The following is a 19,492-nucleotide window of genomic DNA, read 5'->3' as shown; positions in this document are numbered from 1 at the left end:
GTGCGGACCCGAGACCCGCGCGAGGGGGTTGTGCGTTCGGCCGGCCCGGTGACCGGCCGGCGGCGGCCGGCGAACCGGCCGGGCTCAGAAGACGCTGACGTCGAGCAGCCGCTCCTTGGTGCTGTCGAGGTCGTCGCTGTTGTCCCAGTCCAGCGAGCCGGCGTTCTGCAGGGCCGCCTTCACCTGGGCCGGAGTGGCGTCGGGGTTCTTCGCGGCGTACAGCGCCGCACCGCCGGCCACGTGCGGGCTGGCCATCGAGGTGCCGGAGATCGTGTTGTACGTCCCGTCGTTCCAGGTCGAGGTGATGCAGACACCGGGGGCGATGATGTCGACGTCGCTGCCGTAGTTCGAGAAGCTCGCGAAGGTGTCGTCGACGTCGTCGCGGCAGGTCGCGGCCGCGCCGCCGCCGGGCAGGCCGTTGAAGTCGGCGAGTGCGCTGACGGTGATCACCTCGTCGTACGCGGCGGGCGTGAAGCTCGCGGCGTCGGCGGCGTCGTTGCCGGCGGCCACCACGAAGGTCACCCCGGCCGACACGGCCTCGCAGATCGCGGCGTGCATCGCGTCGCCGCTGGTGGCGCCGCAGCTGCCGCCGTCGGTGCCGCTGCCGCCGAGGCTCATGTTCGCCACCTCGATCGAGGCGGCGTTGGCCGCGACGTAGTCGATCCCGCAGATCACGTCGGAGTTGAACCCGGTGCCGAGGTCGCTGAGCACCTTCACCGGCCAGATCCGGGCGCCCGGTGCCATGCCGACCACGCCGGCGCCGTTGTCGAGGGCGCCGATCGTGCCGGCGACGTGGGTGCCGTGGCCGTTGCCGTCGTTGGCGCTGAGGGACAGCAGCGAGCAGTTCCTGGCGCCGGCCCGGTTGACGTTGAGGTCGGTGTGGTCGAGGTCGACGCCGGTGTCGATCACCGCGACGTCGACGTCCACGCGCTCGTCCGAGCCGTTGATCGCGGCGGTCGGGCTGGCGTCGGCGTTGGCGCGGTCGATCCCGCTCGGGGTGGACTGGGCGGTCGTGGAGACGGCGCCGTCGCGCTGCACCCAGGCCACCGTCGGCAGCTTCTCCAGCACGGTGGCCACCGAGGAGGGCATCGTCGCCGAGTAGCCCTTGAGCGCCGAGGTGTACACATGGCCGAGGTCGAGGCCGAACCGCTCGGTGTGCGCCGCTGCGACGGCGCGGGCGGCCACGCCGTCCTCGAGGACGACGATGTAGCGGCCGGAGCCGAGGTCGTCAGCGGCGGGGGCTGCGGTGGCGGTGCTGGTGAGGGCGGTGCCGGCGACCGCCAGGGTGCATGCGACGGTCGCCGCGAGCGAGATCTTGCGCAAGGTCGTGTCCTATCCGAGACGAGCCGCCGGGTCGGCGGCCGAACGGACGGACCAACGACAGGTGCAGCCTCGGGTCACGCGCGGTGGCGTGCAGGTTTGCGCACGTTCACGTCCGTGCACTCCCGGGCCACTCGCCGGTCCGGCACCGCAGCCTGACAGGTTCGGTGCCGGGCCGGCCGGGTGTCAGAGCCGGCCGGTGTGGAACATCGCCCAGGTGTCCGGGGCGACCACGCCGGTGCGGCGCAGGCCGACCTCGCGCTGGTAGCGACGCACGGCGTTGGTGGTCGCCGGACCGAAGATGCCGTCCACGGCCAGGCCGGCGTGGATGGTCGCGTTCAGCGCCCGCTGCACCCGACGCACGCCGTTGCCGCCCGAGCCGATCTTGAGCACCGGGGTGTTGCCCTCCGACAGCAGCACGGTCCAGTGGCTGCGCAGCATCCGGCCGTGCGGGCGGAACCCGCGGGCCTCCTGGAACCGGCGCACGCCCCGCTCGGTGCCGGGGGTGAAGACGCCGTTGACCCTGCCGCCGTAGAGCTTCTTGCGCTTCAGCAGGCACTGCAGTGCAGCCACCTGGGCGTTCTGGTTGCCGCGGACCAGCCGCCGGTAGCGCGGGAAGTCCAGCCGGGTGTCGCCGCACAGCCGCGGCGCCCGCCCCGGCAGCGTGCCGCGGCCGAGGTCGAGGTAGTTGGTGTCGATGTTGACCGTGGCGCCGCCCCAGGTCTCGTCGTGCCCACCGCGGTACTGCCGCATCCGGCCGCCCGGGAGCCACCCGTCGTCACGGACGTACTGCGACATCAAGGTCGGCGGGTAGACCCGCGGCGGGGTCCGGTAGTCCTCGGGCTTGACCCACTCGGCGATCCACACCTGGTCGGGCATGACGAACCGCTCGGGCTCCAGCACCCGTGCGTCGTCGAGGGCGTTGATCCCCCGCGCGGCACTGGAGTACACCCCCGAGACGTAGCCGAGGCTGTGCAGGGTGCGGGTCCAGGCGGACAGGAAGTGCAGCGCCGAGTCCCGGCACCGCACGTTGTCGGTGTCGTAGGCCTCGAGGTCGTACCACAGCGTGCTCCGCGGGCGGATGCCCAGCGCCTGCGCCCGCTGCACCGTGTCCTCGGCCTCGAACCGGCCCTGAAGCCGGGCGGCCGCGTAGTCGTCGGTCGGGTCCGGGGTGATGCGGACCTTCTTCGAAGGGTTGCGGTAGCAGGACGCCTGCGGGCCGACCGTGATCGGCAGCACCTTCCAGCCGTTGCGCAGCTGGGTGGCGACCCACTCCGAGGTGAGGTTGACCTGCTTGTCGTCACCGCAGTAGCGGTTGTCGCCGGCGATGTAGACGCCGACGGCCCAGTACGGCGAAGAGGTCAGCCAGGCGTCCATCACCTCCTGCGACTGGGTGATGCACTGGTCGAAGCCGTAGCCGGTGAAGTTGCCCGGCGTGACCCGGTTGGCCGCCTGGGCGGGCGGCGCGGTGACGACGGCCAACCCGGCGACGGCGGTCAGCGAGACGGTGAGGAGCACGACGGCACGGTGCAGGCCGCGCCGGAGGACCGAGATGTTCAAAGCGATGTCTTTCCCCGTGGACGAACAGGCCGCAAGCCTACGACGAGTAAAGGGATCGTCGTGGCCGATCGTCCGAACCGGCCGTTCAGCGGTGGCCCGCCTCCAGCTCGGCCCAGGTCGCGCGGGTGACCACGCCTGTCGCCGGAAGCCCGCGGGCCCGCTGGTAGCGCAGCACCGCGCCCGTCGTGGCCGCGTCGAACACTCCGCTGACCCGGAGCCGCCGGTCGAGCGCCGCGGTCAGCCCGCGCTGGAGCCGCCGGACCGGATCGCCCACCGACCCACGCTTGACCACGGGGTTGGATCCCTCGGCCAGCAGCACCGTCCAGGTCGCCGGGGTCGTGGTGCCGGTGCGCCGCAGCTCGCGCCGCTGCTGGAAGGTGCGGACCGCGCGCGCCGTCGCGCCGTCGTACCGCCCGTGCACACGGCCGCGGTAGAGCCGCTTCTTCTTCAGCAGGCACTGAGCCGCCTTGACCTGAGCGCCGGTGCTGCCCCTGCGCAGCGGCTTGTAGTCGGCGAAGTCGACCCGGACGCCGCAGGTGGGAAGTGCGCGCGGCGCGACGGAGCCGCGGCCGACGTCCATGAAGTTGCGGTCGATGAGCATCGAGACGCCGCCGTACTCGGCGACGGTGTCCAAGGCGTACTGGTGCACCCGGGCATGCGGGGTCCAGTTGTCACCGCGCACCCAACGCCGGTCGACCCGCGTGTCGGCGCGGCCGTTGTCCCAGGCGTACCAGAGCTGGTCGGGCAGGGCGTAGGAGCCGGGGGAGACGGTGTCGGCGTAGTCGAGCGCGTCGACGGCCGCGGCCACGTTGCTGTAGACGCCGGAGACCCAGCCGCGCCGGTGGAGCTGCTTGCTCCACGCGGACAGGAAGGTCAGGGTCGAGCGACGGCAGTCCTGGTCGTCGAGCGCGAAGTCCTCCACGTCGTACCAGAGCGTGCTGCCGGCGGCGATGCCGACGGCCTTCGCGGCGCGGACCGCCGCGTCGGCGTTGGCGCGTCCCTGGGCCGCCGCGGCGGCGTAGGACCCGGCGGGGGCCGGGGAGATGTCGGCGGCGTAGTCGACCGTGGAGCAGGCGGCCTGTGGGCCCACCCAGATCGGGAGGATCCGCCATCCCAGCCGGGACTGGCGCTGCACCCAGGCGCTGGTGAGCAGGCTGTTGTCGCAGGTCGTGGCCTCCCCGCCGAGGTAGACCCCGACCCCCCAGAACGGCGAGTCGGTCCGCCACACGTCCATCGTCGCCGAGTCGGGGGTGACACAGGTGTCGAAGGCGAAGCCGGTGAAGCTGCCGGGGGTGACCCGGGTGGCGGCCTGCGCCGGTGCGCCGGACCACGCCAGGCTCGCGAGCAGCAGCGTGACGGCGGTCGCCGCCCTGCGAAGCAGATCGATCATCAGGTTCCCCCGTCCGTGTGGTGGCCCCGAACCTAGCGGCTGGGACCGACAACCGGCGACCACGACCCGGCCGGAGATACTGGGCGTCATGCCCGTTTTCCTCCGACCCGCCGACCCCACGCTCGTGCAGGCCGCCCTCGCGCGGTTCCACGAGGGCACCGCCGCGAGCGAGGACCTGCGCCTGCTCACCAAGCACCTGCTGGCGCTGCTCGTCGGGAAGGCGCCCGGTGGCGCGGTCGAGGTCAGGGTCCCGCCGTACGCCGTGGCCCAGTGCATCGAGGGCACCCGGCACACCCGCGGCACACCGCCCGCCGTGGTGGAGACCGACCCGGCGACCTGGATCGCGCTGGCCGTCGGCGACCTGACCTGGGAGGATGCGACCGGTGCCGGGCGGGTAAGTGCCTCCGGCGAACGCTCCGACCTCAGCCCGCTGCTCCCCCTCCTGGAGGCACGATGACGTACCGGCCGACCGTCTCCGCGGAGGAGGCGGCCCGCATGCAGGCCTGGCACGACGAGCACTACGAGTACCTGAAGAAGGTCTCCGAGGAGGGCGAGGTTTTCGAGTACCTCGGGCTGACCCTCGTGGTGCCGCCGCACGTGCAGGTCATCGAGAGCACCTCCGACGTGCTCGGCCGGGTGGTCCTCGACGAGGTGAAGCCCGACGAGCGGGTGCTCGACATGGGCACCGGCAGCGGCGTGAACGCGATCCTGGCCGCCACGCGCGGCGCCGACGTGGTGGCCCTGGACATCAACCCGCACGCGGTGGAGGCGGCGAAGGCCAACGCCGAGCGCAACGGCGTCGCGGACCGGATCGACATCCGCCGCAGCGACCTGTTCGCGGAGGCCGACGGACGCTTCGACCTGGTCGTCTTCGACCCGCCGTTCCGGTGGATGAAGCCGCGTGACTGGGCCGAGGTCTCGATCACCGACGAGGACTACCAGACGCTGACCGCCTTCTTCGCCACCGTGCGCGAGCACCTCGCCGACAACGGCCGGATCCTGGTGTTCTTCGGCACCACCGCCGACATCGGCTACCTCGAGCAGCTGATCGAGAGCAACGGGCTCGCCTTCCAGGTCGTGTCGCGGCGTGAGATGGACAAGGACGGTCACCCGGTGGAGTACCGCACCTACCGGATCGAGGTCGCCGACCTCGCCCTGCCGGGGACCGTCGCCGGAGCCTGACCGCCCGGTCATAGGGTGGGCGGCATGACCAGCTCCGACCCGGCCACCTCCGTCCTCCGCGACGCCGTGCAGCGCGTGCTTCCCTCGGTGCGCGCCGACCTCGAGCGGCTCGTCCGGATCCCCTCGATCAGCGCCGATCCCGCGCTCAAGGACGAGGTACGACGCTCCGCCGAGACGACCGCCGAGCTGTTCACGGCCGAGGGCTTCGACGTGGAGATCCTGTCGAGCGGGGACGGTGCGCCCGCGGTCGTCGCGCGCAAGCCTGCTCCCGCGGGGGCGCCCACGGTGCTGCTCTACGCGCACCACGACGTCCAGCCCGTGGGCGACCGTGCGCTGTGGGAGAGCGAGCCGTTCGAGCCGACCGAGCGCGGCGACCGGCTCTACGGTCGCGGTGCGGCCGACGACAAGGCCGGGATCGCGGCGCACCTCGCCGCGATCCGGGCTCTCGGCGACGACCTGCCGGTCGGGGTGACGGTGTTCGTCGAGGGTGAGGAGGAGGTCGGCTCCCCGACGCTGGAGGCGTTCCTCGCCGAGCACCAGGAGCGCCTCGCCGCCGACGTGATCGTGATCGCCGACTCCACGAACTGGGACATCGGCCTGCCCGCGCTCACCACGACGCTGCGCGGCAACGTGGACGTGTTCGTCGGCGTCAGCACGCTCGACCACGCTGTGCACTCGGGCATGTGGGGCGGGCTCGTGCCCGACGCGATGATGGCGATGGTGCGGCTGCTCGCGACCCTGCACGACGACGACGGCAACGTCGCGGTCGAGGGCCTGGTGAGCGGACCGGCCAGCGACGTGGACTACCCGGAAGACCGGATCCGGGCGGAGTCCTCGGTGCTCGACGGCGTCTCGCTGATCGGCTCGGGCTCCGCCGTCGAGCGGCTGTGGACCAAGCCGTCGATCTCGATCATCGGGCTGGACACCACCCGGACCGCCGAGGCGAGCAACACCCTGATCCCCTCGGTGCGGGCGAAGGTCTCGCTGCGCGTGGCCCCCGGCGACGAGGCCACCGCGGCCCTGGAGAAGCTCACCCGGCACCTCGAGACCCATGCTCCCTGGGGCGCGAAGGTCACCGTCACCCCGGGCCGCGAGAGCGGGCAGCCGGGCGTGATCGAGGCGCAGGGGCCGGTCTACGACGTGGCCCGGGCCGCGTTCCGCGAGGCGTGGGACGGGGTGGAGCCGGTCGACATCGGGGTGGGCGGGTCGATCCCGTTCATCGCCTCCTTCCAGAAGGCGTTCCCCGAGGCCGCCGTACTCGTCACCGGGGTCGAGGACCCCGACACCCGCGCGCACGGAGCCAACGAGGGCCTGCACCTCGCCGAGTTCGAGCGGGTCTGCCTCGCCGAGACGCTCCTGCTGCACAACCTCGCTCGCCGCTGAGCCCACGATCGTCACACCCGTTCAGCTGAACGGTTGTGACGGCCGATCCGTCTGAACGGCTGTCACAACAGCTCAGCTGAACGATTCCGGCGCGGCTCGCCGTCTCGGGACCACCCGCTTGGGCGATTTTACATTTCGTGACATTCTGTCCAGCGGGAGAGGGAGCACGACCAGCCCCGGTGAGCCGGGGGACCCGCGGAGAGGACCCGCGCATGACCGAGCGCCCTGCCCTGCCCGAGAACGGCTTCGCCAGCCCCGACCCCGGTACGCCGCACCAGGTCGGCCGCCGACGCTTCATGGGCTACCTGATCGGCGCCGCGACCCTCGTCGCGGCAGCCGACCTGGCCCTCACCGAGCCCGCCACGGCCGCCGTGCCGTCGGCGCCGCAGCCACCTGAGCTCTACGACCTCAACGACATGCTCACCGACGCGACGAGGCCGACGGCGAACCTGATCACGGTCACGGTCAACGAGGACGGCACCGCGTCGTTCGCGCTGCCGCGCGCCGAGGTCGGCCAGGGGATCACCACGTCGACGGCGATGCTGATCGCCGAGGAGCTCGACCTGCCGCTGGAGAAGGTCGAGGTGACGCTGGCCGACGCGCGCCCCGAGCTCCTCTTCAACCAGCTCACCGGCGGCTCGAACACCACGATCTCGACGTTCACCCCGATCCGGGTCGCGGCCGCGATCGCCAAGGGCGCGCTGCTCGAGGCCGCCGCGACCGTGCTCGGCGACACCGTCGAGAGCCTGAAGGCCAAGGGCGGCGTCATCTCCGCCCCCGACGGCCGCAGCGTGACGTACGGCGAGCTCGCCGGCCGGGCGGCCGCCACGACCACGCGCAGGGTGGCCGTCGAGCTCAAGCCCGCCTCCGAGTTCACGGTGGTCGGCACGCCTCGCAACCGGGTCGACGCGCTCGCCGCGGTGACCGGCCGCAAGGAGTTCGCCACCGACCTCGACGTCCGGGGCGCGCTGCCCACGATGGTGTGCCGGCCGCCGACGCTGAACGGCTCCCCGAAGCGGGTCCGCAACCGCCGCGAGGTGCTGGGCATGCCCGGGGTCACCCACGTCGCGATGGTGCCGACCGGGGTGGCGGTGCGCGCCCGCACGCACGGCCAGTGCATCGACGCGATCCGGGCGCTGAAGGTCGACTGGAACCCCGGCTCGGTCGAGGGCGAGTCCGACGAGACGATCCTCGAGGGGCTGAAGAAGGCCGAGCTGCCGCTCGCCGTACCCGCGGTGCCCGCGCTCGCGAAGACGGTCGAGGCCGACTTCACGTTCTACTTCCGCAGCAACTCCTCGCTGGAGCCCAACTCCGCCGTCGCCGACGTGCGCGAGGACCGTGCGGAGATCTGGGCCAGCCTGAAGTCGCCGATCGTCGCCCAGCAGGAGATCGCCGCGACCCTCGGCCTGCCGCAGGACAAGGTCACCGTGCACGTCGTGCAGGGCGGCGGTTCCTTCGGCCGCAAGCTGTTCTTCGACGCCGCGCTCGAGGCCGCGCAGATCTCCAAGGCGATGGGCAAGCCGGTGAAGCTGATGTGGCACCGCGCCGACGAGCCCCGGCAGGGCCGGGCGCACCCGATGTGCACCAGCCGGATCCGGGCCACGGTGCTGGGCAAGGAGGTGCTCACCTTCGAGCAGCGGCACACCTCGGTCTCCACCGACTTCACGCACGGCCTCGGCGAGATCATCAGCGCGATGGCCGCCAAGCTGCCGGTGGGAGGGAACCTGTCGTTCGCCGAGACGATCTTCGCGCTGACCCAGGAGATGCCCTACGACTTCGGCGTGGTCGACCAGACGCTGACCGAGACCGACGACCGGTTCAACACCGGCAGCATGCGCAACATCTACTCGCCGGACGTGCGCTGTGCCTCGGAGCTGATGGTCGACCGGCTCGCCGAGGAGGTCGGCCAGGACCCCTACGAGTTCCGCCGCGCGTTCCTGAAGAACGACCGGGCCCGCGACGCGCTCGACAAGGTCGCGCAGGTCGGCCGCTGGGGCCGCCGGATGCCGAAGGGCATGGCGCAGGGGATCGCGATCCACAAGGAGTACAAGGGCGTCACTGCCTGCCTGGTGGAGATCGACTGCCGGCCGGAGACGGTCAACCGCAGGGTCCGCAACGCGGTCACCGGTCCGCGGGTGACCAAGGTGGTCTTCGCCGTGGACGCCGGCCTGGTGGTCAACCCGCGTGGCCTCGAGGCGCAGATGATGGGCGGGGTCTCCGACGGCATCGCGCTCGCGCTGACCTCGAGCATGCACCTGAAGGACGGTCGCTTCCTCGAGGCGAGCTGGGACAACTACTTCTACACCCGGCAGTGGAACGTGCCGCCCGAGCTCGAGGTCGTGGTCATGCCCTCCGACAGCGGCCAGCCCGGCGGCGCCGGCGAGGCCGGCGTGGCGGCGACGTTCGCGGCCGTGGCCTGCGCCTACGGCCGTGCCACCGGGACGATGCCGACCCACTTCCCGATCAACCACAACGACCCGCTGGCGTTCACGCCGAAGTCGTTCGTCCCGCCCGTCCCGCAGTCGCCCACCAACGGGCTGAAGCTCACCTACTAGGAGTCGTCGTGGCCAGACATACCTTCAAGCTCAACGGCAAGGTCGTCACCGTCGACGTGCACCCCGACGTCCGCCTGCTGTGGGTGTTGCGCGACGTGATCGGTCTCAAGGGCCCGAAGTACGGCTGCGGGATCAACGTCTGCAAGGCGTGCACCTCCCACGTCAACGGCAAGGCGTTCAACCCGTGCGCCGTACGCGTCGGGGACCTCAAGCGCAGTGACGAGATCACCACGATCGAGGGGTTGCCGGACACCGTCGGCAAGGACCTGCACCCGATGCAGGAGGCCTGGCTCGAGCAGGACGTGGTCCAGTGCGGCTACTGCCAGCCGGGCCAGATCATGGCCGCGGTCGCGAAGGTCAAGCAGGTACGACGGGAGGGCCGCTCGATCACCGACGCCGACCTCGACGAGATCCGCAACATCTGCCGGTGCGGCACCTACAACCGGATCCGCGACGCGATCAAGGCGGGCGCCGAGCGGATGTGAGACCGGCGTCCACGTTCTAGACGGATGTCCGCGGGATTCGGCCTGCCCACCGGCATGCCCGTAGACTTCCGGTGTGCCTGGGAATGCCCGCCGCGGTGACGGCCGACTGAACCACGACCTCGACCCCCACGAGCGCGGACCGCAGGACGCGTGCGGGGTCTTCGGCGTCTGGGCCCCTGGCGAGGACGTCGCCAAGCTCACCTACTACGGCCTCTACGCGCTGCAGCACCGCGGCCAGGAGTCCGCGGGCATCGCGGTGAGCAACGGCCGGCAGATCCTGGTGTTCAAGGACATGGGCCTGGTCTCCCAGGTCTTCGACGAGACCACGCTGGCCTCGCTCCAGGGCCACGTCGCCGTGGGGCACGCGAGGTACTCCACGACCGGCGCCAGCACCTGGCACAACGCGCAGCCGACGTTCCGGCCCACCGCGACCGGGTCGATCGCGCTGGCCCACAACGGGAACCTCACCAACACCCGCGAGCTCGCCGAGCGGGTCGCGGACCTGCCGAACCTCAACGGCGAGCTCGACATCCCCGCCCGCGGCCTGGAGTCCACCAACGACACCAGCCTGGTCACCGCGCTGTTCGCCCACCACCCCGACAAGAGCCTGGAGGAGAACGCCGTCGAGGTGCTCCCCTCCGTGAAGGGCGCCTTCTCCTTCGTGTGGATGGACGAGAACACGCTCTACGCCGCGCGCGACCCGCAGGGCATCCGCCCGCTGGTGCTGGGCCGCCTCGAACGCGGCTGGGTCGTCGCCAGCGAGACCGCGGCGCTCGACATCGTCGGCGCCTCCTACATCCGCGAGATCGAGCCCGGCGAGCTGGTCGCCGTCGACGAGGACGGCCTGCGCAGCCGGCACTTCGCCGAGCCGGCGCCGAAGCACTGCCTCTTCGAGTTCGTCTACCTCGCCCGGCCCGACACCTTGATGAACGACCAGCGGGTGCACAGCGTCCGCGTCGACATCGGCCGCCGGCTGGCCCGCGAGTACCCCGTCGAGGCGGACCTGGTCATGCCGGTGCCGGAGTCCGGCACCCCCGCCGCGATCGGGTACGCCGAGGAGAGCGGGATCCCCTACGGCACCGGGCTGGTGAAGAACTCCTACGTCGGCCGCACGTTCATCCAGCCCTCGCAGACCATCCGCCAGCTCGGCATCCGGCTGAAGCTGAACCCGCTGCGCGACGTCATCGAGGGCAAGCGGCTGGTCGTGGTCGACGACTCGATCGTGCGCGGGAACACCCAGCGCGCCCTGGTGCGGATGCTCCGGGAGGCCGGCGCCCGCGAGGTGCACGTGCGGATCTCCAGCCCGCCGGTGAAGTGGCCCTGCTTCTACGGCATCGACTTCGCGACGCGCGCGGAGCTGATCGCCAACGGCCTCACCCCCGACGAGATCGCACGCTCCATCGACGCGGACTCGCTCGGGTACGTCTCGCTCGACGAGCTCGTCGAGGCGACCACGGTGCCGAAGGAGAGCCTCTGCCGGGCCTGCTTCGACGGGGTCTACCCCGTCGCGCTTCCCGAGCCGGAGCACCTCGGCAAGCACCTGCTCGAGCTCACCGACATCACCGACGCCGACGGGGTCTCCACCTCGGTCGGCGGAGGTGGCGCCTCCGACGCGCTCGACCGGCCCTGAGCGCCGTCCCGAGTCCCGACCGACCCGTCCCGTGACCGAAGAGGACCGCATGCCCGACCAGCACCAGCCCAGCCCGGGCAGCACCTACGAGGCCGCGGGGGTCTCGATCGAGGCCGGCGACAAGGCCGTCGAGCTGATGAAGACCTGGATCGACAAGGCCCGCCGCCCGGAGATGGTCGGCGGGATCGGCGGCTTCGCGGGGCTGTTCGACGCCTGCGCGCTGAAGAAGTACGACCACCCGCTGCTCGCCAGCTCCGCCGACGGCGTGGGCACCAAGGTCGCCATCGCGCAGGCCATGGACGTGCACCACACGATCGGCTTCGACCTGGTCGGGATGCTCGTCGACGACCTGGTCGTCGTGGGTGCCGAGCCGCTGTTCGTCACCGACTACATCGCCACCGGCCGGGTCGTCCCGGAGCGGATCGCGGCGATCGTGCAGGGCATCGCCGAGGCGTGCGTGCAGGCCGGCGCGGCGCTGATCGGCGGGGAGACCGCCGAGCATCCCGGGCTGCTCGGCCCCGACGAGTACGACGTCGCCGGATCCACCACCGGGGTGGTCGAGGCAGCCGGACTGCTCGGACCGGGCCGGGTCCAGGCCGGTGACGTAGTGCTGGCGATGGCCTCCTCGGGGCTGCACTCCAACGGCTACTCCCTGGTGCGGCACGTCCTGCTGGAGAAGGCCGGCTGGTCCCTGGACCGCCACGTCGACGAGCTCGGCCGGACCCTGGGCGAGGAGCTCCTGGAGCCGACCCGGATCTACGCCAAGGCCTGCCTCGACCTGGCCCGCAACACCGGCACCCATGCGATGTCCCACGTCACCGGCGGCGGCCTCGCCGCCAACCTCGAGCGGGTCATGCCCGACAGCCTGGTCGCCACCATCGACCGGGCCTCCTGGACGCCCCAGCCGGTCTTCGACCTGGTCCGTCAGGTCGGCGCGATGGAGCTGGCCGACCTGGAGAAGACCCTGAACTGCGGGGTCGGCATGGTCGCCCTGGTCGCGCCCGAGGACGTCGAGCGCGCGATCACGATCCTCGACGGCTACGGGATCCGGTCCTGGGCCGCCGGCGAGGTCAGCGCCCCCGACCCGGCCGGTGCCCGCGGCGGCTCGGTCACCCTCACCGGGCAGTACGCCGGCTGGTGACCCACTCGGTCCGTCCGGGTTCCCGGACGGATGTGCGAGTTCACCAGGGGCCAGGTAGCCTTGCCTCAGGACGAATACGAACGAGAGACCGGACGCGCGGGCTCTTCGTCGGCTACGGGCCTCCCGCCCCGCGCCGTTCGAGGCCGCTCGTGACTCCGGCCGAGTGTGCGAGGGGGTCGACCCTATGGGGCGCGGCCGAGCGAAGGCTAAGCAGACCAAGGTTGCCCGCGACCTGAAGTACCGCTCTCACGAGACGGACCTCAGCGCGCTGGCCCGGGAGCTGCACGGCGAGTCGGGCAAGGCGTCGGACGACGCCGGCGAGCCCGACGAGTACGACGAGTGGGCGGACTACTCCGAGCCCAGCCGTCGCGACTGACCTCGCTGATCAGCCACTGACACGCGACAGCCCGCGGTCCTCGCCTTCTCGACGAAGGTGACGGCCCGCGGGTTTCGCATGCGCGGTTGGCGCCGGTCCGCGCGCCGGCGGCCGCCTCCGGTCCCCGGCAGGGGAGGGGCGGCCGCCGTACGACGGGCAGCTCAGTCGGCGAGCCAGATGCCCCGGAGGCGACCCACCTCGGCCATCCGGCGCTCGGCGAGCCGGTCGGCGGCGACGGCCGGGGGGACACCCTCCTCGGCGGCGAGCGCGAACACCCGGGCCGTGGTGTCGTAGATCTTCTCCGCGCGCTGCTTGGCGCGGTCGAAGGAGAACCCCTCGAGCTCGTCGGCGACCTGGATCAGGCCACCGGCGTTGACCATGTAGTCGGGGGCGTAGAGGATCCCGCGGTCCTGCAGCTGCTTCTCGATGCCCTCGTGGGCGAGCTGGTTGTTCGCCGCGCCGCACACCACGCGGGCGCTGAGCACCGCGACGGTCTCGTCGTCGAGTGCGCCGCCGAGCGCGCAGGGCGCGTAGATGTCGAGCTGCTCGCGGACCAGGGCCGCGGTGTCCTCGACGGCGCGGACACCGGGGTGCTGCGCCTGGACCCGGGCCACCGCCTCGGGGTCCACGTCGGTGACGACCACCTCGGCGCCGTCGTCGACCAGGTGGGTGACGAGGTGGTGGCCGACCTTGCCGACCCCGGCCACCCCCACGGTGCGCCCGTGCAGGGTCGGGGCGCCCCAGGTCACCTCGGCCGCGGCGCGCATGCCCTGGAAGACGCCGTAGGCGGTGAGCACCGACGAGTCGCCGGCGCCGCCGTGCGGCTCGGTGCGCCCGGTGACGTAGGAGCACTCGCGGGCGATGTCGTCCATGTCCTCGGGGAAGGTCCCGACGTCGCAGGCGGTGTAGTAGCGGCCGCCCAGCGACTCCACGAACCGGCCGTAGGCGCGCAGCAGCGCCTCGGTCTTGAGCTTCGTCGGGTCGCCGATGATGACGGCCTTGCCGCCGCCGAGGTCCAGGCCCGCCAGGGCGGCCTTGTAGGCCATCCCCTTGGACAGGTTCAGGACGTCCTCGAGGGCGTCGGCCTCGCTGGGGTAGGGGTAGAACCGGGTGCCGCCGAGGGCAGGGCCCAGGGCGGTGGAGTAGATGGCGATGATCGCCTTGAGACCGGTCGGGGCGTCGTGGCAGAAGACGACCTGCTCATGACCGGTGCCGCGCTCGAACACGAGGCCGGACTGCTCTGATGCGGTCACGGTGGTGACCCTTCCTCATCGGGCCCGCGGGGGTGGTGCGGGCGACTGGGTGGGTGACGAGCGCGAGGGGTGGTGCGTCCGTCACGGCCTAGACTACGAACAACGCGGGCCGGGTGCGACCTCGGTCACACTTTCGGGTGTCCGGGTCTGGGCAGTCCAGACCACTAAGTGGTCCATAGAGACCATTGTCCGAATTTTGGCCCCTGCCTACTCTCATAAGTGACACCATTGAGGTGTGCATGACCAGGGTCTCCTCCCTGGTCTGGGTGGGTACCGACAGTGAGGGAGGTTCGCATGAACGTGCGACCGCCTGAGTCCGAGGCGCTGCTCACGCCTGCTGAGGTCGCGGCCATGTTCCGCGTTGACCCGAAGACGGTCACGCGGTGGGCCAAGGCCGGCAAGCTGAGCTCGATCAGGACTCTCGGAGGACATCGCCGTTATCGCGAGTCCGAAGTGCGCGAACTGCTGACCGGGATGGTTCCCGAGCAGCGTCGCGGGGATGAGAGCTGAGCTCGACCGAATCATCCCGGGGGGACGTTGAGGCTTTGGAAGGGGCGCCGGGGGGCAGCCAGGACCTCAGTTCAGACGTTCAGGGACCTAGCACCGCAAGGTGCTAGGTCCTTTTTCGTGCGCCCCGGATCCGTCGCTGTCACCCGAACGGGGCGTGGACCGGCCGGTCGGGGGACGGCGCGGTCCCCCGACCGACTGCGCGATGCTCAGCGAAGTCCGCGCACGTAGCCCGCGACCGCCCGGGCGTCGCGCACCCGGCGTTCCCAGGTGATGCCCATGGTCACCAGCAGCGCGCCCGCGGCACCGATCAGCGCCCAGCGCGGAACCGCCTCGGCGAGCGGGGTGGCCAGCCTGAGCACCAGCACCGCCCCGACGACACCGCCGTGCAGCACCGGCCCGGCCCAGTGCAGCAGCACGCCGGCCACGACCAGCCCCAGGCAGGCCAGCCCGAGCAGGGCCGCCCGCAGGGCGATCGGCTCGGCGAGCACCCAGACCAGGCTGGGCAGCAGGGCCAGCGCCAGGCCGGGGCCGAGTGCCACGAACGTGTTCGCGCGGGGCGCCCGCCGCAGGTGGTGCAGACCGACCAGGAGCAGTGCCGCCGCCGACGGCAGCGTGTAGGCCTCGGGCGCGTCGACGCCGATGTCGGCCAGCCGGACCCAGCTCGCCGCCGCCAGCAGGAAGCCGCCCAGCCAGCCGACGAGGCGACGGTCGGCCCGGAGCAGGGCCATCGCCGAGGCGGCTGCGCCCACGAGGGTGAGGTAGCCCGCGGTCCAGGCCGGTTCGTCGGCGATCGCGACGGACCACACGCCGGCCACCGACACGACACCGGCCCCGACCAGGGCGCCGGCCTCGGTCCCGAGCCGGGCGTACGTCGCCGGGCCGGCCACACGCAGCCGCTGGTCGACGTACGGCGTCGCCAGCACCAGCGCGGTGAGCACCAGCACGGCCGCCACCGCGCGCCACTCGCCGTGCACGGCGGCCAGGGAACCGACGGTCCACACCACGGCGGTGAGCGCCCCGGCGACCAGCGCGCCGGCGCCGACGCTGACCTCGAGTCGCGGGTGACGCAGGTGCACCGCGCCCGCGGCGAGCAGCACGACCACCAGCGCCGCCAGGGTCAGACCGGTGGCGTGGAGGGAGACCAGGAGGCCGAGGCCGAGGAAGGGTGCGGCCAGGGTCAGCGGCACCGGACCGCCCCGGCGCAGGGCCCGGCCGGTCAACGCAGCGCCGGCGAGCAGGAGCACGGCCAGCTCGAGCCAGATCGGTGCGGCGTACAACGCGATGGTGAGCGCACCGGTGGCCAGGGCAGCTCCGAGCAGGCCGTCGGAGTCGGTCAGCCGACCGACCGAGCGGTCGGCCCACGGGAACGACCGGGCCAGGCCGAGCAGGCCCAGCGCGACGGCGGCCACGGCCAGCGGCAGCAGCCAGCCTGCCGGGTCCGAGCCCGTCACCGTGCGGGCGGGCAGGGAGGCGCTGGCGGCGCCGCTCCACAGCGCCGTGCCGGCCTCCCCGAGGCGCTCGAGCGCGATCGAGGTCAGCCCGACGGCGAGGGCGACCATCCACAGCAGTCCGAAGCCGATCGGCACGCCGAGCCCGCGGCGCCACGGCTGCGGGACGACCCCGGCGAGCGCGCCGACCACGAGGACCAGCACGGCACCCGCAGCCGCCTGGGCGGTGAGCGTCTCGTCGGCGAACGGGGCCAGCACCCCGGCAGCCAGCACCAGGGTCGCCGCGGAGACGCCGGCCAACCGGGCGACCTGCGGCAGCCGGGTGAGCGCGAGCGCGCCGGCCAGGGCGGCGCTCGCCAGCAGCGGCCAGATCTCGAGGTCCGCCCACAGCTGCGTCAGGGAGGGGTGGGAGACCGCGCGGTCCCAAGAAGCGATCGCGAGCACCACCCAGGTCGCCAGCGTCAGCAGCGCCGCACCCGCGGTCAGCGCGGTCAGCCGCAGACGCGTTGCGGCGAGCGTCGCACCACCCAGGAGTACGACGGTCAGGGTCAGTGTCGCCGACCAGGCGACCCACTCCCCGGCCGACCCGCCGACGGCGGCGACGAGCAGGCCGAGGGTGGCCACCACCTCCCCGCCGACCAGGGCGCCGGCCGGCGTCCGACGCGCCGCCAGCCCCGCGCCGGCGCCGGTCACCGCAAGCACCACGCCGAGGACGACGAAGAACCCGGCGGTGCTGATGTCGCCGAGCCAGCCCGCGTCGCGGGCGCCGAACAGGTCGAACGCGAGCAGGCCCAGGGCCACGACGCCGAGGGACTCGGTCGCAGCCCGCAGGTCCCGTCGGGCGGTCCAGGCGGCCAGCCCTGCTGTGACCGCGGTGAACCCGACGAGGGTCGCGGTGCGTCCGGCCACGCCCATCGCAGACCAGGCGACCGCGAGGAAGACCAGTGCCGCCACCAGCAGGCACAGCGCCCCGAGCGCCAGCAGGATCTTCGGCACCGAGGCGCCCCGGACCCGCTCGGGCCGGAACGGCGGCGTCGGCACGGGGGGCACCGGTGCTCCGCTCGGGCCGGGGAACCGGACTCCGGGCGGCGTCGGTGTCGGCGTGCCGGGCCGGACGCCCGACGGGGCGGATGTCGTCGCGCCCACCGGGGCGCCCACCGGGACGGCGGGGTGCGCCGAAGCGGTCCGGAGCCGGACGAGCAGGTCGTCGGCGGTGCTCAACGTGGTGAACAGCTGCGCGGCGAGCGGGCCCTGCAGCGACAGTCCGCAAGACGGGCAGCGTGGCGAGCCGAACGGCATCGCGGTCCCGCAGTCAGGGCACCGCTCGGGGTCGGCGTATCTGGTCATACCGCCATTGACCCATCCCGCGCATCCGCCCGGGCAGGGCCGATGGGCTCAACTGCGGCTGAGTACCTGCACCTAGACACCGGCGAGCCACTCGTCGAAGGTGACCGACCCGCGCGGGCCCGGCCCGGTCGGCAAGAGGCCGCCGCCGGCCATCGCGCGGCCGACCGCTCCGGGGAGCCGGGCGGGGACGACCAGCCGCCGGTCGCCGTTGTGCCGGACCTGGCGGCGCACCAGGTCCACCATGTCGTGCACCTCGGGCCCTGCCAGCTCGGGTGCGTCGCCGAGGGCGGGGCCGGTGGTCAGCCGGACGAGCTCGTCGGCGACCTCCGACGCGGCAACCGGCTGGGAGCGCATCCGGGGCACCACGGCGACCGGCCCCGGCATCCGGTCCAGGAGCTGCTGGCCGAACTCGTGGAACTGGGTGGCTCGCAGGATCGTGTGCGGCACGGAGCCGGCGCGCACCAGCTCCTCCTGGCGGCGCTTGCCCTCGTAGTAGCCGAAGTCGACCCGGTCGATCCCGACGATCGAGAGCACCACGAGGTGTTGCACCCCCGCGCGGGTCGCCTGGTCGAGGAGGTTCGCGGTCGCGCGGGCGAAGAACTCCACCGAGCCCCGGCGGCTGGTCGTGGTGACGTTGCTGGTGTCGACCACTGCGGTCACGCCCTCCAGGGCCGGTCCCAGGCCCCGCCCGCTGACCAGGTCCACGCCCTGGGAGCGGGCGATCACGACCGGGGTGTGGCCCTCACGCTCCAGCGCGGCGACGACCATCCTCCCGACGAGTCCGGTCCCTCCGGCGACGGCGACGCGCACGGTTCCTCCTCTGCTTCCCCGTGATCGGTGCCAGGGTTCCGGCACCGCGGGTCCGGTCCAGGCTAGTGCCGCGGGTCCGGCCGCCGCCGCGGACCTCGGTAGAATCCCCGGGTGCGCGCCGGGCCGGCGCCGACCACCGTGGGGACCAGCTGATGACCGGAACGACCCGGGCGACGCCCGCGCTGCTCTGGGCGCGTGCCGCGCTGCTCGCAACGGTCGTGCTGACCGCGTCGGTCGTCGGCCACGTCAGCGCCGACGGACTGCTGCCCGGGCCGCTCGCGATGGCAGGGTTGCTCGCGGCCGCGACGGTGGCCTCCGCGGCGTTCCTGACCCACCAGGCGTCGCCGCTGCGGCTCGTGTCGCTGCTGGTCGCCGGACAGGCCGCGCTCCACGGCGTGCTCACGCTGCTCGCCGGGCACGATGCCGCGGCCGGGCACGGTGCCGCGGCCGGGAGCGGTGCCTCGGCCGGTGTCGCAGCCGCGACCGGCCCCCTCGGGACTGCGGCGCCCACACCCGCGGTGCCCGCCACGGTGGCCGAGCGCACCGGGAGCTACTTCGACCAGGTCGCCGCGATGCATGCCGCGACGCTCGAGCAGCTCACGGCCTCGGCGGCGTCCGGAGCGGCGGCGGAACACCTCGCCGGTCACGCTGCGGGCCACGCCGCTTCCCAGTCCGGCACCCCCTCCGCCGCTCACGCCGGCTGGTCGCACCTCGTCGACCACCTCGCCGGCCAGTCGCCGGCGATGTTGCTCGCCCACCTCGTCGTGGTCGCCGGCCTCGGCGTCTGGCTCGCGGTCGGCGAGCGCGCGCTGTGGACCGTGCTCGTGCTCTCCACCACGCGCCTGCACGACCTCGCCGAGCACGCCCTGCTGCTCGTGCTCGGGCACTGGGCGGCCGCGCTGCACGAGCGGGTGCACGGCTCCCCGGTGGTCGTGGCCAGCCGGCGGGACGTCGTACCCCTCCCACACCTGCTCCACCACGTCGTCGCCCACCGCGGGCCACCGGCTCTCCTCGCAGCCTGAACCGCCCCTGCCGCCCTACCGCGCGGCCCCGGCGTGCCGCCGACCGGCGTGCGCCGGCACCCCACTTCGCTCGAGGAGAG

16 protein-coding genes are annotated in these 19,492 nt (G+C 72.8%); 10 read left to right on the top strand and 6 right to left on the bottom strand.

Annotation, left to right across the window (positions count from 1 at the left end):
- Nucleotides 1–84: 84 nt before the first annotated feature.
- The 3 genes from ACYVIH_RS08355 to ACYVIH_RS08345 form a co-directional block, all read right to left on the bottom strand.
- On the bottom strand, nt 85–1,323 hold the full coding sequence (locus ACYVIH_RS08355) for a S8 family serine peptidase (RefSeq protein WP_460868103.1): 1,239 nt from the start codon (nt 1,321–1,323) through the stop codon (nt 85–87).
- A 183-nt stretch (nt 1,324–1,506) separates the two neighbouring features.
- Nucleotides 1,507–2,880, bottom strand: coding sequence for a glycoside hydrolase domain-containing protein (locus tag ACYVIH_RS08350; RefSeq protein ID WP_460868101.1), 1,374 nt, complete (start codon nt 2,878–2,880; stop codon nt 1,507–1,509).
- Between the two features lie 85 nt (nt 2,881–2,965).
- A complete protein-coding gene (locus ACYVIH_RS08345; RefSeq protein WP_460868098.1) occupies nt 2,966–4,270 on the bottom strand; it encodes a glycoside hydrolase domain-containing protein in 1,305 nt (434 codons plus the stop codon).
- A gap of 88 nt (nt 4,271–4,358) precedes the next feature.
- Here ACYVIH_RS08345 and ACYVIH_RS08340 point away from each other — a divergent pair, with 88 nt between their 5' ends.
- The 8 genes from ACYVIH_RS08340 to ACYVIH_RS08305 all read left to right on the top strand — a co-directional run bounded on the left by ACYVIH_RS08340 (nt 4,359) and on the right by ACYVIH_RS08305 (nt 13,022).
- Nucleotides 4,359–4,727, top strand: coding sequence for a sterol carrier family protein (locus tag ACYVIH_RS08340; protein WP_460868096.1), 369 nt, complete (start codon nt 4,359–4,361; stop codon nt 4,725–4,727).
- Nucleotides 4,724–5,452, top strand: coding sequence for a methyltransferase (locus tag ACYVIH_RS08335; RefSeq protein WP_460868094.1), 729 nt, complete (start codon nt 4,724–4,726; stop codon nt 5,450–5,452). The genes ACYVIH_RS08340 and ACYVIH_RS08335 overlap by 4 nt, the downstream gene beginning before the upstream one ends.
- 24 nt (nt 5,453–5,476) lie before the next feature.
- Complete coding sequence (locus ACYVIH_RS08330; protein ID WP_460868093.1) at nt 5,477–6,835, top strand: M20/M25/M40 family metallo-hydrolase; 1,359 nt, start codon at nt 5,477–5,479, stop codon at nt 6,833–6,835.
- A gap of 212 nt (nt 6,836–7,047) precedes the next feature.
- Complete coding sequence (locus ACYVIH_RS08325) at nt 7,048–9,390, top strand: molybdopterin cofactor-binding domain-containing protein (RefSeq protein WP_460868091.1); 2,343 nt, start codon at nt 7,048–7,050, stop codon at nt 9,388–9,390.
- A gap of 8 nt (nt 9,391–9,398) precedes the next feature.
- On the top strand, nt 9,399–9,875 hold the full coding sequence (locus ACYVIH_RS08320) for a (2Fe-2S)-binding protein (protein ID WP_460868088.1): 477 nt from the start codon (nt 9,399–9,401) through the stop codon (nt 9,873–9,875).
- Between the two features lie 73 nt (nt 9,876–9,948).
- Nucleotides 9,949–11,505, top strand: a complete 1,557-nt coding sequence (gene purF, locus ACYVIH_RS08315) for an amidophosphoribosyltransferase (RefSeq protein WP_460868086.1) — start codon at nt 9,949–9,951, stop codon at nt 11,503–11,505.
- A 49-nt stretch (nt 11,506–11,554) separates the two neighbouring features.
- On the top strand, nt 11,555–12,646 hold the full coding sequence (purM, locus tag ACYVIH_RS08310) for a phosphoribosylformylglycinamidine cyclo-ligase (RefSeq protein WP_460868084.1): 1,092 nt from the start codon (nt 11,555–11,557) through the stop codon (nt 12,644–12,646).
- 184 nt (nt 12,647–12,830) lie between these two features.
- Nucleotides 12,831–13,022 (top strand): DUF3073 domain-containing protein, encoded by a 192-nt coding sequence (locus ACYVIH_RS08305; protein ID WP_460868081.1) that lies wholly within the window; start codon nt 12,831–12,833, stop codon nt 13,020–13,022.
- 161 nt (nt 13,023–13,183) lie between these two features.
- Here the strand turns inward: ACYVIH_RS08305 and ACYVIH_RS08300 are convergent, their stop codons facing one another.
- Nucleotides 13,184–14,275 carry a Glu/Leu/Phe/Val dehydrogenase dimerization domain-containing protein gene (locus ACYVIH_RS08300; protein WP_460868079.1) on the bottom strand — a complete coding sequence of 364 codons (1,092 nt, stop codon included), beginning with the start codon at nt 14,273–14,275 and terminating at the stop codon, nt 13,184–13,186.
- A 294-nt stretch (nt 14,276–14,569) separates the two neighbouring features.
- On the opposite strand from ACYVIH_RS08300, the gene ACYVIH_RS08295 reads away from it, so the two are divergent.
- Nucleotides 14,570–14,785: a BldC family transcriptional regulator gene (locus ACYVIH_RS08295; protein WP_460868076.1), complete on the top strand. Its 216-nt coding sequence runs from the start codon at nt 14,570–14,572 to the stop codon at nt 14,783–14,785.
- A gap of 206 nt (nt 14,786–14,991) precedes the next feature.
- Here the strand turns inward: ACYVIH_RS08295 and ACYVIH_RS08290 are convergent, their stop codons facing one another.
- Nucleotides 14,992–17,580, bottom strand: coding sequence for an SCO7613 C-terminal domain-containing membrane protein (locus tag ACYVIH_RS08290; RefSeq protein ID WP_460868074.1), 2,589 nt, complete (start codon nt 17,578–17,580; stop codon nt 14,992–14,994).
- 72 nt (nt 17,581–17,652) lie between these two features.
- Complete coding sequence (locus tag ACYVIH_RS08285; RefSeq protein ID WP_460868072.1) at nt 17,653–18,390, bottom strand: SDR family oxidoreductase; 738 nt, start codon at nt 18,388–18,390, stop codon at nt 17,653–17,655.
- Nucleotides 18,391–18,542: 152 nt separating this feature from the next.
- On the opposite strand from ACYVIH_RS08285, the gene ACYVIH_RS08280 reads away from it, so the two are divergent.
- Nucleotides 18,543–19,412: a hypothetical protein gene (locus tag ACYVIH_RS08280; RefSeq protein WP_460868070.1), complete on the top strand. Its 870-nt coding sequence runs from the start codon at nt 18,543–18,545 to the stop codon at nt 19,410–19,412.
- Nucleotides 19,413–19,492: the final 80 nt, after the last annotated feature.

Source organism: Nocardioides pakistanensis (assembly GCF_054781215.1).
This window is presented reverse-complemented; position numbering and strand designations above follow the sequence as displayed.

Bases quoted from the DNA above. Each gene is read 5' to 3' on its own strand.
- purM (WP_460868084.1), top strand. From the start codon at position 11,555: ATGCCCGACCAGCACCAGCCCAGCCCGGGCAGCACCTACGAGGCCGCG.
- ACYVIH_RS08335 (WP_460868094.1), top strand. From the start codon at position 4,724: ATGACGTACCGGCCGACCGTCTCCGCGGAGGAGGCGGCCCGCATGCAG.
- ACYVIH_RS08295 (WP_460868076.1), top strand. From the start codon at position 14,570: ATGAACGTGCGACCGCCTGAGTCCGAGGCGCTGCTCACGCCTGCTGAG.
- ACYVIH_RS08290 (WP_460868074.1), bottom strand. From the start codon at position 17,580: ATGACCAGATACGCCGACCCCGAGCGGTGCCCTGACTGCGGGACCGCG.
- ACYVIH_RS08330 (WP_460868093.1), top strand. From the start codon at position 5,477: ATGACCAGCTCCGACCCGGCCACCTCCGTCCTCCGCGACGCCGTGCAG.
- ACYVIH_RS08305 (WP_460868081.1), top strand. From the start codon at position 12,831: ATGGGGCGCGGCCGAGCGAAGGCTAAGCAGACCAAGGTTGCCCGCGAC.
- ACYVIH_RS08280 (WP_460868070.1), top strand. From the start codon at position 18,543: ATGACCGGAACGACCCGGGCGACGCCCGCGCTGCTCTGGGCGCGTGCC.
- ACYVIH_RS08345 (WP_460868098.1), bottom strand. From the start codon at position 4,270: ATGATCGATCTGCTTCGCAGGGCGGCGACCGCCGTCACGCTGCTGCTC.
- ACYVIH_RS08325 (WP_460868091.1), top strand. From the start codon at position 7,048: ATGACCGAGCGCCCTGCCCTGCCCGAGAACGGCTTCGCCAGCCCCGAC.
- ACYVIH_RS08340 (WP_460868096.1), top strand. From the start codon at position 4,359: ATGCCCGTTTTCCTCCGACCCGCCGACCCCACGCTCGTGCAGGCCGCC.